Origin of the sequence: Mycobacterium sp. E2497 (assembly GCF_001668695.1) — a bacterium.
In the GTDB taxonomy this organism is placed as follows: Bacteria; Actinomycetota; Actinomycetes; order Mycobacteriales; family Mycobacteriaceae; genus Mycobacterium.
The window spans coordinates 1-15,589 of sequence record NZ_LZKD01000090.1 but is presented as its reverse complement, the minus strand read 5'-3'; the positions used below and the strand labels follow the sequence as shown (position 1 = coordinate 15,589).

At 68.6% G+C, this 15,589-nt stretch carries 13 protein-coding genes and 1 pseudogene; 10 read left to right on the top strand and 4 right to left on the bottom strand.

The annotated features are described in order from the left end of the window. The first annotated feature begins 4 nt into the window (after positions 1–4). From A5713_RS06835 to A5713_RS06800, 8 genes and pseudogenes are all read left to right on the top strand, one after another. Entirely contained in the window at positions 5–487 is a 483-nt protein-coding gene (locus A5713_RS06835) for a hypothetical protein (protein WP_231980268.1), read from the top strand. Between the two features lie 343 nt (positions 488–830). Further along, positions 831–2,561 (top strand): alpha/beta hydrolase, encoded by a 1,731-nt coding sequence (locus tag A5713_RS06830; RefSeq protein WP_231980267.1) that lies wholly within the window; start codon positions 831–833, stop codon positions 2,559–2,561. A 160-nt stretch (positions 2,562–2,721) separates the two neighbouring features. Further along, the gene (locus tag A5713_RS06825) at positions 2,722–3,216 is read left to right on the top strand and encodes a hypothetical protein (RefSeq protein ID WP_231980266.1); all 495 of its coding nucleotides are present in this window, start codon (positions 2,722–2,724) and stop codon (positions 3,214–3,216) included. Between the two features lie 202 nt (positions 3,217–3,418). Beyond that, positions 3,419–3,934: a hypothetical protein gene (locus A5713_RS06820; RefSeq protein WP_068093893.1), complete on the top strand. Its 516-nt coding sequence runs from the start codon at positions 3,419–3,421 to the stop codon at positions 3,932–3,934. Between the two features lie 55 nt (positions 3,935–3,989). Further along, positions 3,990–5,309, top strand: a pseudogene (locus A5713_RS06815) (Hsp70 family protein); the annotation flags it as partial. Positions 5,310–5,561: 252 nt separating this feature from the next. Next, entirely contained in the window at positions 5,562–8,483 is a 2,922-nt protein-coding gene (locus A5713_RS06810) for a (Fe-S)-binding protein (RefSeq protein WP_082972821.1), read from the top strand. A gap of 32 nt (positions 8,484–8,515) precedes the next feature. Next, positions 8,516–9,805: a pyridoxal phosphate-dependent aminotransferase gene (locus tag A5713_RS06805; protein WP_067919314.1), complete on the top strand. Its 1,290-nt coding sequence runs from the start codon at positions 8,516–8,518 to the stop codon at positions 9,803–9,805. Positions 9,806–9,831: 26 nt separating this feature from the next. Beyond that, on the top strand, positions 9,832–11,109 hold the full coding sequence (locus tag A5713_RS06800; RefSeq protein WP_068093891.1) for a YibE/F family protein: 1,278 nt from the start codon (positions 9,832–9,834) through the stop codon (positions 11,107–11,109). Here A5713_RS06800 and rfbA read toward each other — a convergent pair. The 3 genes from rfbA to A5713_RS06785 are packed head-to-tail and all read right to left on the bottom strand — an operon-like array spanning position 11,051 to position 13,114. Then, positions 11,051–11,926: a glucose-1-phosphate thymidylyltransferase RfbA gene (gene rfbA, locus A5713_RS06795; RefSeq protein ID WP_067919311.1), complete on the bottom strand. Its 876-nt coding sequence runs from the start codon at positions 11,924–11,926 to the stop codon at positions 11,051–11,053. The genes A5713_RS06800 and rfbA overlap by 59 nt on opposite strands. Before the next feature lie 21 nt (positions 11,927–11,947). Further along, entirely contained in the window at positions 11,948–12,322 is a 375-nt protein-coding gene (locus tag A5713_RS06790) for a nuclear transport factor 2 family protein (RefSeq protein WP_068093889.1), read from the bottom strand. Between the two features lie 36 nt (positions 12,323–12,358). Next, positions 12,359–13,114 carry a maleylpyruvate isomerase family mycothiol-dependent enzyme gene (locus A5713_RS06785; RefSeq protein WP_068093887.1) on the bottom strand — a complete coding sequence of 252 codons (756 nt, stop codon included), beginning with the start codon at positions 13,112–13,114 and terminating at the stop codon, positions 12,359–12,361. A gap of 120 nt (positions 13,115–13,234) precedes the next feature. Here A5713_RS06785 and A5713_RS06780 point away from each other — a divergent pair, with 120 nt between their 5' ends. Both A5713_RS06780 and A5713_RS06775 read left to right on the top strand, forming a co-directional pair. Continuing rightward, entirely contained in the window at positions 13,235–13,732 is a 498-nt protein-coding gene (locus A5713_RS06780; protein WP_068093886.1) for a hypothetical protein, read from the top strand. Continuing rightward, the gene (locus A5713_RS06775; protein WP_068093884.1) at positions 13,722–14,066 is read left to right on the top strand and encodes a hypothetical protein; all 345 of its coding nucleotides are present in this window, start codon (positions 13,722–13,724) and stop codon (positions 14,064–14,066) included. The genes A5713_RS06780 and A5713_RS06775 overlap by 11 nt, the downstream gene beginning before the upstream one ends. A gap of 13 nt (positions 14,067–14,079) precedes the next feature. Here the strand turns inward: A5713_RS06775 and A5713_RS06770 are convergent, their stop codons facing one another. Further along, positions 14,080–15,405 (bottom strand): UDP-glucose/GDP-mannose dehydrogenase family protein, encoded by a 1,326-nt coding sequence (locus A5713_RS06770; protein WP_067919316.1) that lies wholly within the window; start codon positions 15,403–15,405, stop codon positions 14,080–14,082. Positions 15,406–15,589 lie beyond the last annotated feature (184 nt).

Below are 15,589 nucleotides of genomic sequence, written 5' to 3'. Positions count from 1 at the left end.
CGGCATCCGCGGTTCGACGGCGGCGCTGACCGGAGTCCCGTTGACGGACAGTTCGATTGGGGGTTCACGCATCGCTTGCCCCCGTGGCCGCTTCGGCTGTCGCTCGTGTCCAGGCCCGCCCGGCCAACCCGCGGCGCCCGCCGGTGCCATCCCGCTGCCGCCCGACCAGAACGGTTACGTGTTCATCGAAACCAAGTCGGGGACCACGCGCTGCCAGATCAACAAGGACACCGTCGGCTGCGAGGCGCCGTTCACCAACTCCCCGCTGCAAGACGGCGAACACGCCAACGGCGTGAGCGTGGACTCGGGCGGCAAGGTGCAGTGGGTGCTGGGCAACCTGGGTGCCATCCCGACCGTCCAGATCGACTACAAGACCTACAACGCCGCGGGCTGGACGATCGTCGCGACCGCCGACGGCACCCGGTTCACCAACGACCGCACCGGCCACGGCATGTTCGTCAGCCTCGACAAGGTCAACACCTTCTGACGACCTCGAGGGCCACGCGTTGCTCGATGGTCACCCGGCTCCTTCTCAAAGTGCCGCGAGGTGCGTGCGTTGTCTTCCGTTCGGCCATGGCTAACCCCCGACACCGACAGGGGATAAAGACTCGCAAGCACTGGCATACCGTCCACCTCGAAAGGTGAATTGACCACCGGGTTTGGGGCAGTAACCTTGGCGCCAGCGCGAAAGGGGCGGCGATGCGTGTCAGTGCCCGGCTACAGCGCCGTGTCGCCAACCAGTCGTCAGGGCTGGCAGCCCTGCTGGAAGCCGGGGCTAATCGAGAACCCCTGACGTTTCCATGCACCTCAGGTACATAAGCATCCCTGCGTTGATTGCCTTCGCCGGCGGTGATCCGTGGGAGGTCAACCGGACTCTGCAAGCGGGCGAGCCGGGGCAGATTTCGAGCCTCGCAAATGCCTTTAAGGCTGCGGGGCGCTCGACCGCCGAAGCTGACCTTGCCTTCGAGCAAGCCCGCAATCGGTTCGACGCGGCCTGGAATCATCAGGATGGCGATCATCCGATCAACGACTCTGCTGAAGTGCAGCGGGTGGCGAAGTCCCTGGGGGCGCAGGCCGTGCAGCTGCCCAAAATCGGTGCGGATCTGGAAACCATCGCCGCATCCTTGGCCGAGGCGCAAAAGGCCGCCGCTGGCCAGATCGCCTCGCTGGAAGCGCAGCTGACGGGCCTCGACAACATGATCGCCGAGGCCGTCGAACTAGAAAACGAACATCCCAACCTCAGCGCGGCCGACCGAGATGTGCTCAACGCCTACATCACCTCACTCGAAGACGACGCCATCCGCGACACGAAGGCCGCGCTGGGCCAGCTGCAAGCAACACGCGACGGCTACTCGAACACGCTGCAGAACGCGCTGGGAACCCTCAAGAGTGAGGGATACGACCCGGCAGGCATCAGGGCGCAAGAGGGCCCACTGTCGCCGGCTCCCCCGCTGCCGGATGACCCCAATCAGTTCGCGCAAGTGTGGAACTCGCTCACCCAAGAGCAAAAAGACGCCGAATACGACCGAAACCACTTCGTTGGCAACCACGCTGGGATGCCGTTCGTCGATCGCGATCACTACAACCGGATGCACCTCGACGAGCTGCAGACTTCAAACCAAGCCGACCTGGACCGTCTGCGCGCTCAGCATCCCGACTGGGCCAGCGGGAAGACGCCGTTCCTGAAGACCAATGAGTTTCTGGCCTGGCGACGGCAATGGGACGCTGCCAATCGTGCGCGCGACGGGTACTCGAATGTGAAAAGTACTCTTGGACCGCCGCCGGACAAGGTGCCGCCTGGGCAACTGCCGAGGTACTTGGGCATCATCGATGACAAGGGTCACGCCGCTGTCTCCATCAATAACCCCGACACGGCGAAACGCGACGCCACCTTTGTGCCGGGCACCGGCCAAGACCTCACGCGCTTTGATGCCAGCGCGCTCAAATCCGAACGGATGTTGTCGGCCACGCTTGCTGCTGACAAAAGCCTGCGGCCACAGGATGTTTCGGTGACGACGTGGATGGGCTACGACCGGCCAATGAATGTCTTTGATGCGGCGTCGACTAGCTATGCCCACAACGGGGCGGCCGCGCTCGACGATTTCCAAGCCGGGTTGCGCGCCTCCCACAACGACGCAGTTACCGGGGGCCCCTCGCTGAACACGGTCATCGGCCACAGCTATGGATCCACCGAAGTGGGGGCCGCGGCACTCGGCGGCCACCATCTCGACGCCAACAATGTGATCGCAGTCGGCAGCCCCGGGGTACTGGCCGGACATGCCGGTGACCTCAACCTTGATCCCGGGGCTCATGTCTTCGCGACCCGAGCGCAAAACGACGTCATCGGTGTCGTGACCGGCATGACGCTGGGTCCTGACCCAATGAGTTCGAAGTTTGGGGGCATCCCATTTGAGGCAGCGCCCGGACCGGGCTGGCCCTTCGGCCTGCCGACAGTCGCGGCCCACAGCAGCTACTGGGATACCGGTAACCCGGCGCTTGACAACATGGGCCGTATCATCGCCGGAAGAGTCGATGTCACCCCACCCACCTTCACGCCCTGATCAGACGATGAAACCGACAATCCGTAGTCTGCTTTGTTCACTGGCTGTCCTGCTCACAGCCGGGCTATGTGCTGCGTGCTCATCAGGATCGTCATCCACGTCCACGAAACAACCGGCGTCGGGGGCGCCGTCTGGCGCAACAGTGATCCCAGGAGGTCCGATGGAGTCCACACCAGCCGCTCCGTCACCGAAAGTACCTGCGAGTCAAGAAGAAGCGCAGAATACGGTGATTCGCTACATTCAGCAGACCGTGGACGCGCTGCCCGCCGGGACCAACGTCGACGGAACCCGCTACAGCGGTGTCGGTTCCGGGATCGCCTACTGCGAAGACGAGCCAAAAGACCAGAACTCCCCAGTCAACTACTCCTACTGGGGTGATCTGAACCTTCCACCAGGTACGGACGTCAACGCCCTCTTCGGTCAGGTGGAAAGCATCTGGAAACGCTGGGGTTGGCAGGTCCTTGAGCGACAAGGCTTCGAGAAGCCCAACAGGTTCGGCTACGCCCCTGACGGTTACGTCGTGCAAATCAAGTCCGCCTATCCGCCCGGATCGCCCCCGACAATCATCGGGACATCACCGTGCTTCCCAGGCAACCTGCGCAAAGAAGGCACGCCTGTGCCCACCGCGATAAAGCAGACCTCCGTTGCGCGATGAACCAGCGGAGCGGGATTAGGCACCGATCTGACTGATTGTCAGATCGGATAAGCCCGCGACGACTCCCCGGCCCGGGGTCCACCGAGTACACCCCCCGCCCTCCATGTGGTCGGGCCCGTCGCCCGGAAAGACGGCGCCGGTGACGACCCTTTCCGAAGGCGGGCTCAGGAGGTTGGCAGGTGAGATCAGTACCATCGGTGCCGTGGAACGCACAGGCCCACCCGACGACTTCCACGAGCAGGCGACTCATCATGCCGACTACGGCATGGCCGACCAGCCGACTTCCGGCGAGGCCCCGCCGTACCCGCCCGACGAAACCGGGCAGCCCGACGCGTTCGACGCCCTGGAGGGCGAACCCACTCCGTGGTATCGCAAGCCTCCGCTGCTGATCGCCTGGCTGGTGTTCGTCGTGATCCTGATCGGGCTGATCGCCTACGGCATCACCGAGCTGCTCAAGGGAGGACAGGGCACCAGCCCCACCCCGAGCACCAGCAGCACGAGTTCGACCACCACCACGACGACGACCACCCCGACTACCACCACGACGCCGACCACCAGCAGTGCGGGCGAGGCGCCGGCGCAGCAGCCCACACAGCAGCCCACGCGCGAGCCGGGCCAGCAGGCGCCGACGCACCGCCATCACCTGCCACAGGTGCCTTCGGTGATCACGATTCCCGGGGTGCCCACGGTGATCACCGTCCCGCCCGGCCTGCGCTGACCCCGTCGGCCGCTATGGTGAGGACCACCGGGCGATCGGAAGTGGGGTGCGGGGCATGAGCGAGTCGCTCGGGCTGTCGATTGGGGCGGCCAACCTGGTGGCGGCCCGCGCGGGCGGCGCCCCGGTGGTTCGCAGTGCCGTGCTGACCCTCTTCGAGCACCGGCCGACCGAAGTTGGCCTGCCGGAAGAAAACCCGAACCTGACCGGGGACGGGATGGTGCTGCGCGGGTTCGTCGAGCGGGTCGGCGACCGGTCCCCGTTGGTGGCGCCCGACGGGACGAAGTACCTCGGCGAGGTACTGACGGTCGAGGCGATCGAGGCGATGGCCCGCACCGTCGGCTACGGCTCACCGATCACCATCGCCGTCCCGGCGTACTGGTCCGAAGCCCAGTTCGCCGCGCTGCGCGACGAATTCTTCGCCCAACCGGACCTGGCCCGCGGCGGCGTGTCCCCCGTGCTGGTGTCCGACGCCACCGCCGCCGTGGCGGCGCTGCGTGGCAGACCGGGTTTCCCGGGCGCGGGCATCGTCGCGCTGTGCGATTTCGGCGCCAGCGGCACCAGCGTCACCCTGATGGACGCCGGATCCAACTTCGCGCTCGTCGGCCCGACGGTGCGATACGCGGATTTCTCCGGCGACGCGATCGATCAGCTCGTCCTGAGTGGCCTGCAGGCATCCGATGACACCATGGCCGACCTGGCCAGCACCACGCGCATCGGTTCGCAGACCCGCCTGCTCGGTGAATGCCGGCGCGCCAAGGAACAGCTGTCGACCGCCGCGTCGGCCTCCGTCGGGGGCGCGCAGCTGTCGCGCGCCGAGCTGGAGCGGCTGATCTCCGAACCGCTGGACCGATTCCTGAACGTCGTCGAGGAGGCGTTGCGCCGCAACGGAATTCCGAAGGCCGGGCTGGTCGCCGTGGCGAGCGCCGGCGGCGGCGCCGGCATCCCGCTGATCGCCGCGCGGCTGTCGCAGCGTTTTCAGGTGCCCATCCACTCCGCACCGCAGCCCGCGGCCAGCGCGGCCGTCGGCGCGGCGGCGCTCGGCGAGCAGCAGTCGTCGGCGGGTGCCGCCACGGCGGCGGGAGCCGTCGTGGAAACGCCGACCCAGATGGTCGGCACCGCCGGAATCGACATGACCCAGGCCGCGTGGGCCGCCCGCGCCACGGACGTGGACGGCGCCCTGGCCTGGTCCCAGGACGCCGACGGCGCCGACGAGCCGGTGCCCTACACCGGGCGCGACGCCACCGGCGAGTACACCGACGAGGCAAGGGATTTCGATGCCGGTCCCGGCGACCGCCAAGCCGTCCCGGAGGGCGGGCTGCCGTGGTACAAACGGACGGCGCTGGTGCTCAGCGTCGCGGGCGCGGCGGCGGCGGTGGGAGGACCGTCTCAGTGGTGCTGCCGTTCGGCTCGGTGATGGTCACGGTTTGGGACGTTTGCGGGGGAGCCGGTCACCGCGACGAAATTCACAGGCCGGCGGCGGCGCTCAACGAAGCAGGCCGAGACGCCGGCACCCCCGAAGTTAGGGCAGCCTTTCTCGCGGCGGAAGCTGCGGAGATGCAACGATGAGCAGGGCTAAGCAGGCAAACAAAACGCAGGCTGAATCAACAATGCATTGGGGAGACCTTCGGTGACGACGCAGATGCTCATCAGACTGGTCGTGGGCATGGGCATGACGCTGGTGGTGGCCGCACTCGCCGGCCGCCGCGTCCTGTGGCTGTTCAAGCTGGTTACGTCCGGCAAGCCCGCCCCGGGACACACCGACGAACCCGGCAAGCGAATCTGGGCAGAGCTCTCCGAGGTCTTCGGTCAGCGCCGCCTGCTCAAGTGGTCGATCCCCGGCCTGGCGCACTTCTTCACCATGTGGGGCTTCTTCATCCTGCTGACGGTCTACATCGAGGCCTACGGGCTGCTGTTCCAGGACAACTTCCACATCCCGATCATCGGCCGCTGGGACGCGCTGGGCTTCCTGCAGGACTTCTTCGCCACCGCCGTCTTCCTGGGCATCACGACGTTCGCCATCATCCGGCTGCGCACGGAACCCAAGGAGTACGGCCGCTCGTCGCGGTTCTACGGTTCGCACACCGGCGGCGCCTGGCTGGTGCTGTTCATGATCTTCAACGTCGTCTGGACCTACGTCCTGGTGCGCGGGTCGGCCGTCAACAACGGCACGCTGCCCTACGGCAACGGCGCCTTCCTCTCCCAGCTGTTCGGCGCGATCCTGCGCCCGCTGGGCCAGCCCGCCAACGAGATCATCGAGACGGTGGCGCTGCTGCTGCACATCGCGGTCATGCTGGCGTTCCTGATCATCGTGCTGCACTCCAAGCACATGCACATCTTCACGGCGCCGATCAACGTCATCTTCAAGCGGCTGCCCAACGGGCTCGGGCCGCTGCTGCCGCTGGAACACGACGGCAAGCCGATCGACTTCGAAAACCCGCCCGACGACGCCGAATTCGGCCGCGGCAAGATCGAGGACTTCAGCTGGAAGGCGATGCTGGACTTCGCCACCTGCACCGAGTGCGGCCGCTGCCAGTCGCAGTGCCCGGCGTGGAACACCGGCAAGCCGCTCTCGCCCAAGCTCGTCATCATGGACCTGCGCGACCACTGGATGGCCAAGGCGCCCTACATCCTTGGTGACAAGGAGACCCCGCTCGAGAACACGCCGGAGGGCGGAATCGGCGAGGAGCTGGCCGGCGAGAAGCACGCCGAGGCGCACCACGTCCCCGAGTCGGGCTTTGGCCGCATCATGGGGTCCGGCCCGGAGCAGGCCACCCGCCCGCTGGTCGGCACCGCCGAACAGGGCGGCGTCATCGACCCCGACGTGCTGTGGTCCTGCGTGACCTGCGGCGCCTGCGTGGAGCAATGCCCGGTGGACATCGAACACATCGACCACATCGTCGACATGCGCCGCTACCAGGTGATGATGGAGTCGGAGTTCCCGTCCGAGCTGTCGGTGCTGTTCAAGAACCTGGAGACCAAGGCCAACCCGTGGGGCCAGAACGCCGCCGACCGCACCAGCTGGATCGACGAGGTCGACTTCGACGTCCCGGTCTACGGGGAGGACGTCGACAGCTTCGACGGCTTCGAATACTTGTTCTGGGTGGGTTGCGCGGGCGCCTACGACGACAAGGCGAAGAAGACCACCAAGGCCGTCGCGGAACTGCTGGCCATCGCCGGGGTGAAGTACCTGGTGCTCGGCACCGGCGAAACCTGCAACGGCGACTCCGCGCGCCGCTCGGGCAACGAGTTCCTGTTCCAGCAGCTGGCCGCCCAGGCCGTCGAGACTCTGGACGGGGTGTTCGAGGGCGTGGAGACGGTCGACCGCAAGATCGTCGTCACCTGCCCGCACTGCTTCAACACGCTGGGCCGCGAATACCGGCAACTGGGCGCGAACTACTCGGTGTTGCACCACACCCAGCTGCTCAACCGCCTGATCCGGGACAACAAGCTGGTGCCGGTGACGCCGGTGTCGCAGGACATCACCTACCACGACCCGTGCTACCTGGGGCGGCACAACAAGGTGTACGAGGCGCCGCGCGAGCTGATCGGGGCCGCAGGGGCGACGCTCACCGAGATGCCGCGCCACGCCGAGCGCAGCTTCTGCTGCGGCGCCGGCGGCGCGCGGATGTGGATGGAAGAGCACATCGGCAAGCGGATCAACCACGAACGCGTCGACGAGGCGCTGGCCACCGGGGCGTCCACGATCGCCACCGGCTGCCCGTTCTGCCGCGTGATGGTCACCGACGGCGTCAACGACCGCTCCGAGGAGGCCGGCCGCACCGGCGTCGAGGTGCTCGACGTCGCGCAGGTGCTGCTCGGCTCCCTCGAGTACGACAAGGCGACGCTGCCGGAGAAGGGCACGGCCGCAAAGGAAGCCGAGAAGCGGGCGGCTCAGGCGCCCAAGGCCACCGCGACCGTCGAGGCGCCGGCCAAGGAGACCGAGGAGGCTCCCGGCGAGGCCGCCGCGAAGACCGAGGCCGCCCCGAAGGCAGAGGCAGCCACGCCCACCGCGCCCGCCGCGCCCGCCGCGCCCGTGAAGGGCCTCGGCATCGCGGGCGGGGCCAAGAGGCCCGGCGCCAAGAAGGCCGCACCGGCCCAGGCCGAGGCCAAGACGGAAACGGCCCCGGAGTCTGCCGCGGCGCCGGCCGCCCCGGCCAAGGGGCTGGGCATCGCCGCGGGCGCCAAGCGTCCCGGCGCCAAGAAGGCCGCGCCGCCAGCCGAGGCACCCAAGGCCGAGACCCCCAAGGCCGAGACCGCACCGGAGGCCGAAGCCCAGGCCGAGGAAGCCAAGCCGCCCGCGGCGCCGGTCAAGGGGCTGGGCATCGCCGCCGGCGCGAAGCGCCCCGGCGCCAAGAAGGCCGCGCCGCCAGCCGAGGCCCCCAAAGCCGAGGCCCCCAAGGCCGAGGCGCAGCCCGCCACGGAAGCGGAGCCCGAGCCCACGCCGAAAGCCGAGCCGGCCAAGCAGGCCGACGGCGACGGCGCGGCGTCGGCCCCGCCGGTCAAGGGGCTGGGCATCGCGCGCGGCGCCCGCCCGCCGGGCAAGCGCTGACCTGGGTTTTCTTCGCTTGACGGCAAAATTCAGTGGACAGTAGTGGCACCATTGGTGACGTGACCACGCACCAGCTGCCCCTGCACGCTTCCGGCCACCACCGGCAGCGCGTCTTCGCGCAGTCGTCCAAACTCCGGGACGTCCTGTACGAGATCCGCGGCCCGGTGCACCAGCACGCCGCGCGGCTGGAAGCCGAAGGCCACCGCATCCTCAAGCTCAACATCGGCAACCCCGCGCCGTTCGGGTTCGAGGCGCCCGACGTCATCATGCGCGACATGATCCAGGCGCTGCCGTACGCCCAGGGGTACTCCGACTCGCAGGGCATCCTGCCCGCCCGCCGCGCGGTGGTCACCCGCTACGAGCTGGTCGAGGGCTTCCCCCGGTTCGACGTCGACGACGTCTATCTGGGCAACGGGTGCTCCGAACTGATCACGATGACGCTGCAGGCCCTGCTCGACAACGGCGACGAGGTGCTGATCCCGTCGCCCGACTACCCGCTGTGGACGGCGTCGACGTCCCTGGCCGGCGGCACGCCCGTGCACTACCTGTGCGACGAGACCCAGGGCTGGCAGCCCGACATCGCCGACCTGGAGTCCAAGATCACCGAGCGCACCAAGGCGCTGGTCATCATCAACCCCAACAACCCGACCGGCGCCGTCTACAGCCGCGGCGTCCTCACCCAGATGGTGGAACTCGCGCGCAAGCACGAACTGCTGCTGCTCGCCGACGAGATCTACGACAAGATCCTCTACGACGACGCCAAGCACATCAACGTGGCCACGCTGGCGCCGGACATGTTGTGCCTCACCTTCAACGGGCTGTCCAAGGCCTACCGGGTGGCGGGCTACCGCGCCGGCTGGCTGGCGATCACCGGCCCCAAGGACCACGCCGAAAGCTTCATCGAGGGCATCAACCTGCTGGCCAACATGCGGCTGTGCCCCAACGTGCCCGCCCAGCACGGAATCCAGGTGGCCCTCGGCGGTCACCAGAGCATCGAGGACCTCGTGCTGCCCGGCGGCCGGCTGCTCGAGCAGCGCGACGTGGCGTGGCAGAAGCTCAACGAGATTCCCGGGGTGTCCTGCGTGAAGCCGGAGGGCGCGCTGTACGCCTTCCCCCGGCTCGACCCCGAGGTCTACGACATCACCGACGACGAACAGCTCGTCCTCGACCTGCTGCTGCAGGAGAAGATCCTGGTCACCCAGGGCACCGGATTCAATTGGCCGGCACCGGATCACCTGCGCATCGTGACGCTGCCGTGGGCCCGCGACCTGGCCGCGGCGATCGAACGGCTGGGCAACTTCCTGGTCAGCTATCGCCAGTAAGGATCTTCGCAGCCGGCGCCTCTACGGTGGACCGGGTGACGCACTCGCACACCCACTCCCACAGCCTGTCCGGCCCGGCCCCGGTTGAGGCGCTGCCCGCCAGGATCGTCGTCGGGCTGCTGGTCGCCATAGGCCTGGCCGTGCTGGCCGGCGCCGTCGCGCTGTGGCCCAGCCGGGAGCACGTCGACATCCCGATGCCCTTCCAGAACGCGGCCGGCGGCGCGGTGAGCACGCAGGCCGGGCACGTGCTGTCCAGCGGCCTGGGCGACTGCGGCAGCCCGTCGGTCGGTCAGGTGCTCACCACCGCGCCGCAGCCGGCGCCGCCCGGCGCGGGCCGCTGCGTGCTCACCCAGGTCGCCATCGACTCCGGACCCAACGCCGGCGCCAACACGCTGCTGGAGTCCTCCCCCGGCCCCGGCCAGCCGAAGTTCGCGGTGGGCGACCATCTTCGGCTGGTCCGCCAGGTCGACGACCAGGGCGCCACCAGCTACGCGTTCTACGACTTCGAACGCGGGTGGTCGCTGGTCGCCCTCGCCGTCGCGTTCGCGGTGGTGATCGTCGCGGTGGCCCGCTGGCGCGGGCTGCTCGCGCTGGTCGGCATCGTGGTGGCGTTCGCGGTCCTGGTGGAGTTTCTGCTGCCGGCCCTGCGCGACGGCGCGCCCGCGATCCCGGTGGCCCTGGTGGCCTCGGCGGCCATCCTCTACGCGGTCATCTATCTGGCCCACGGCGTGAGCCTGCGGACCAGCGCGGCACTACTGGGCACGCTGACGGCGCTGCTGCTGGCCGCCGGGTTGTCCTGGGCTGCAATACAACTGGCGCATCTGACCGGCCTGTCCGACGACCAGAACGCGACCGTGAGCGCCTACCTGGGCAACGTGTCGATCAGCGGCCTGCTGCTCGCCGGCTTCATCATCGGCTCGCTCGGTGTGCTCAACGACGTGACGGTGACCCAGGCCTCGACGGTGTTCGAGCTCGCCCACCTCGGTGGGTCGCGCCGCGCGATCTTTTTGGGCGCCATCCGAGTCGGCCGCGACCACATCGCCAGCACGGTTTACACGCTGGTGCTGGCCTACGCCGGCAGTTCGTTGCCGCTACTGCTGCTGTTCAGTGTCGCCAACCGTTCCCTGACCGACGTGCTGACCAGCGAGAGCGTCGCCATCGAGATCGCCCGCTCGGCGGTGGGTGGCGTCGCGCTGGCGCTGTCGGTGCCGCTGACGACGGCGATCGCCGCGGCGCTGGCGCGGCCTAGTGAAATCGGCTCCGCTCCAACAGCTCCAGCAGATAGCCGCCGTACCCGGACTTGAGCATGGTGTGCGCGCGCTCGGCCAGCTGCTCGTCGGTGATCCAGCCCTGCTGCCAGGCCACTTCCTCTGGGACGCTGACCTTGAGGCCTTGCCGTCGTTCCAGCGTGCGCACGAAGTCGCTGGCGTCCAGCAGGGAGTCGAACGTGCCGGTGTCCAGCCAGGCCGTCCCGCGGGCCATCACCTCGACCGAGAGCCGGCCCCGGTTGAGGTAGATCTGGTTGACCTCGGTGATCTCGTACTCGCCGCGCGCCGATTTCTTCAGGCCCTTGGCGATCTCGATCACGTCGTTGTCGTAGAAGTACAACCCCGGCACCGCGTAATTGGACTTCGGTGTCTTCGGTTTCTCCTCCAGCGAGAGCGCCGTGCCGTCGTCGCTGAATTCGACGACGCCGTACGCCGAAGGGTTGGCCACCCAGTAGGCGAAAACCGCTCCGCCGCTGATGGTTTGGAAGCGGCTCAGGCTGGTGCCCAGCCCCGGCCCGTAGAAGATGTTGTCCCCCAGCACCAACGCCACCGAGTCGTTGCCGATGTGCTCGGCGCCCAGCACGAAGGCCTGCGCCAGGCCGTCGGGCCGTTCCTGCGTGACATAGCTGATGTCGATGCCGAATTGCGAGCCGTCGCCGAGCAATCGGCGAAAACCCGCCGCGTCGTGTGGGGTGGTGATCACCAGGATGTCCCGGATCCCCGCCATCATCAGCGTGGACAGCGGGTAGTAGACCATCGGTTTGTCGTACACCGGCAGCAACTGCTTGCTGATGCCGACGGTGATCGGGTGCAGGCGTGTGCCCGAGCCCCCGGCCAGGATGATCCCGCGCATGGTGGTTCCCCTATTCCACGCTCAGTTGACGAGGTCGGACTCGGTGAGTTCGGTGGCGGCCAGCGCCGACGCCAGGTCCTCGTGCCGGAAAACGGACGTGACGCGGTCGTGGACCACCCGGAACGCCGACGCCGCCGTTGTCACGGCCCCCGGATTGTCCGGGGCGCTGACCTTCTGTTCGACGACCACGACACCGTCGTGCACGTACATCCGGCCGACTTCGGCCGTCCCGTGCCGGGCGGCGGCCCACCTGCGCAGCGCCTCGTGGCCCTGGGCGGCGCCGTGCGCGTCGCCGATCTCGATGTCGTCGCTGGACAACGCGATCAGGGTTTCCGAGTCGGCGGCGTTGAGCGCGTCGTGCCATGCCAGGACGGTGGCGATCTCCGAAGTGGTCATGGTGTGCAAGTTACCGTGTGCGCCCCGGCGCCGTGGCTAGAGCGGGGTACGGTCCAGCCAGTTCTGCCACACCGCCTCGTCGCCGAACAGCGCGACGCCCGTGTCCGTCAGCGGCACCCGGCGCAGGATGGCCAGCAGCAGCTCGGCCGCCCCGCCCTTCAGCGCCGCGGTGCCCTTGCCGTGCTCGTGGGACCAGGTGATGCGGCCGTGGTCTACACCGATCGTCCACTCCCCGGCTTCGCCGAGCCCTGGGTCGGTGGCGTGCAGGTGCAGGGTGTTGTCGCCCTCGAGCGGGAGCGGCGCCCCGTCGCTGCCGGCCTGGACCGCGACCCGCTCGAGCCATTCGGTGATCCCATCCGCGGCCACATCGGGGGCCAGCGTGTAGTCGGCCCCCAGCGCGATCGCCGTGTCGGCCCGGTGCACGGCCACCTCGTGCAGGCGGCGGCGGATCCACCAGTTCGCCGGCCGCGGCCCGAGGAACGTCCACACCGGGGTTTCCACCCCCGTCAGCTCGACGGCGTCGATCAGCCGCTGCGCGCCGCCGCGCAACCAGGAGATCGCGTCGGCCGGATCGGGCGGCGGCTTGCCCCCCTCGACGGACCGCGGGTCGAGAAACTCCTCGAGCCGCTCCCGCACGATCTGCGCCGCCCAGCGGTCGCCGCGCCCGACATGGCGCAGCAGCTGGTTCAGGCTCCATCCCGGGCACGTCGGCACCGGCCTGGACTGGTCGACATCGCGGAAAAATTCCGAAAACGCGCGGTTCTCTTCGAGGAATGCGCCGGCATAGTCCACCCGGGTCAGGCTACTCGCCGGGCCATGCGACGAAGGACTCCGCGGCCAGGGGACTTCGCCCCTATGGGCGGGCTGCGCCGATGTGCTGTGATCAAACGACCACGGATCACTGGAGACGACATGGGCATGCCCGCCATCCGCACCGCGGACGAGCGCGAGAACGTCGCGTTGGAGCGCGAACGGATCGCCGAAGAGCGGGAAGGCATCGCGAACGAGCGCGAACACCTCGCGCACGAGCGAGAACTGGTGGCAGCGCGCCGGGAGCGGCTGACCGAGGGCGTGGAGCGCTGGGTTCGCTACCTCGAGTCACGCACGATCCTCGCCCACCGCCGCGAAGCGCTGGCCGACGAGCGCGAACGGATCGCGGATGAACGGGAGGCGCTGGCGGACGAGCGCGAACGGATTGCGGACGAACGCGAACGCGCGGCCAATCACACCGCGGCGGGCAAGCAGCGGACGGCCGAGCACGGGGAGCGGCAACGCGAGGCGGCGCTTCGCGAGCAGGCCAAAGTTGAACGGGAGCAGGCCGCCAGCGAACGCCAACTCGCACGGCAGCGGGCCGAGCAGGGACGACATCAGGCGACACAGCGCGCCGAAGGGAAGCATCGTGGCGGCTGAACCCGACGACGTCGACGAGCAACGGGACGAACTGGAAAGGCGCGAGCACGCCCTCACACAACGGGAGGCGCAGCTCGCCCAGCGCGAACGGATCGCCGACGAGCGGGACCGCATCGCCGACGAGCGGGACCAAATCGCGAACCACCGCGAACAGCTGGCGAATCAACGCGAGGCGCAGGCGGACGAACGGGAGGGCACCGCGCTCGAGCGGGAACGCGAACGGCTGCAGCGCGCCGAAGACGAGAAAGACCGCGTGCGAGCCGAGGCTGAGCGCGAACAGGCGAGCATCCGGCGTGAGATGTCCGACACCGAACGTCGCACCGACGAACAATAGGGACGGCGATCAGCTAGGGCCGCGGCGCGCCCAGCCGGAACACTCGCCAGCCCGCCGCGGTCCAGCGGGTGGCGTCGAGACAGTTGCGGCCGTCGACGATGACGCGGGCCCGCACGCGGTCGGCCAGGTCGGCGGGGTCGAGGTCGACGAACTGGCGCCACTCGGTCAGGACGAGCACCGCGTCCGCGCGCTCGCAGGCCTCCTCGACCGACACCGCGTAGTTCAGCGTCGGGAACAGCCGCTGCGCGTTGTCCAGCGCCTTGGGGTCGTAGACGTTGACCGCGGCACCGTTGAGCTGCAGTTGGCCGGCGACGTTGAGCGCGGGCGAGTCGCGCACATCGTCGGATTCGGGTTTGAACGCCGCGCCGAGCACGGCGATGTTGGCGCCCAGCAGCGAGCCGCCGCAGGCGGCGCTGGCCAGCTCCACCATCCGCGTGCGGCGGCGCATGTTGATGCTGTCGACCTCGCGCAGGAACGTCAGCGCCTGGTCGGCCCCCAGCTCGCCCGCGCGGGCCATGAAGGCACGGATGTCCTTGGGCAGGCAGCCGCCGCCGAAACCCAAACCCGCGTTGAGGAACTGGCGACCGATCCGTGGGTCGTAGCCGAGCGCGTCGGCCAGCACGCTGACGTCGGCACCGGCGGCCTCGCACACCTCGGAGATGGCGTTGATGAACGAGATCTTGGTGGCCAGAAAGGCATTGGCGGACACCTTGACCAGCTCCGCGGTCTGCAGGTCGGTCACCAGGAACGGCACTCCCTCGGCCAGCAGCGGGCCGTAGAGCTCGCGGACCACCGTTTCGGCGTGCGTCGAATCCTGTTGCACCCCAAGCACGATGCGGTCCGGATGCAGCGTGTCCTGCACCGCATAGCCCTCGCGCAGGAATTCGGGGTTCCAGGCGATCTCGACGTCGACGCCGCGAGGCGCCAGGTCGGCCGCCCGGCGGTTGAGTTCGGCCGCGGTTCCCACCGGCACGGTCGATTTGCCCACTAGCACCGACGATCTCGTCAGCCGCGGCACCAGCGCGTCGACGACGGCGTACACGTGGCGCAGGTCGGCGCCGTACTCGCCCTTCTTCTGCGGTGTCCCGACCCCGAGGAAGTGGACGTCGGCAAAATCGGCCGCCACGTCGTAGTCGGTGGTGAACCGCAGCCGCCCCGCCGCCAGGTTCTTCGTCAGCAGCTTGCGCAGGCCGGGCTCGTAGAACGGAATGTCACCGCCGGAGAGCTTGGCGACCTTCCCCGCGTCGACGTCGACGCCGACGACCTCGTGTCCCAGCTCCGCCATGCCGACGGCGTGGGTTGCACCCAGGTAACCGGTGCCGAACACGGTGCATCGCATATGACCGGTGTACGTCGCCGCCATGAGCTAACTGCATCACCCCGCTGAGCGGGAGGCAAACGGAAGGTGACAGCTGGGTCCGCGCCCGCTAGTGGCGCCCGAAGCCGCCGTGGCCGCCGCCGAAGCCGCCGTGGCCGCCGCCGAAGCCCGGAATGCCGGGGAATCCGCCGCCACCGCCGCCGCC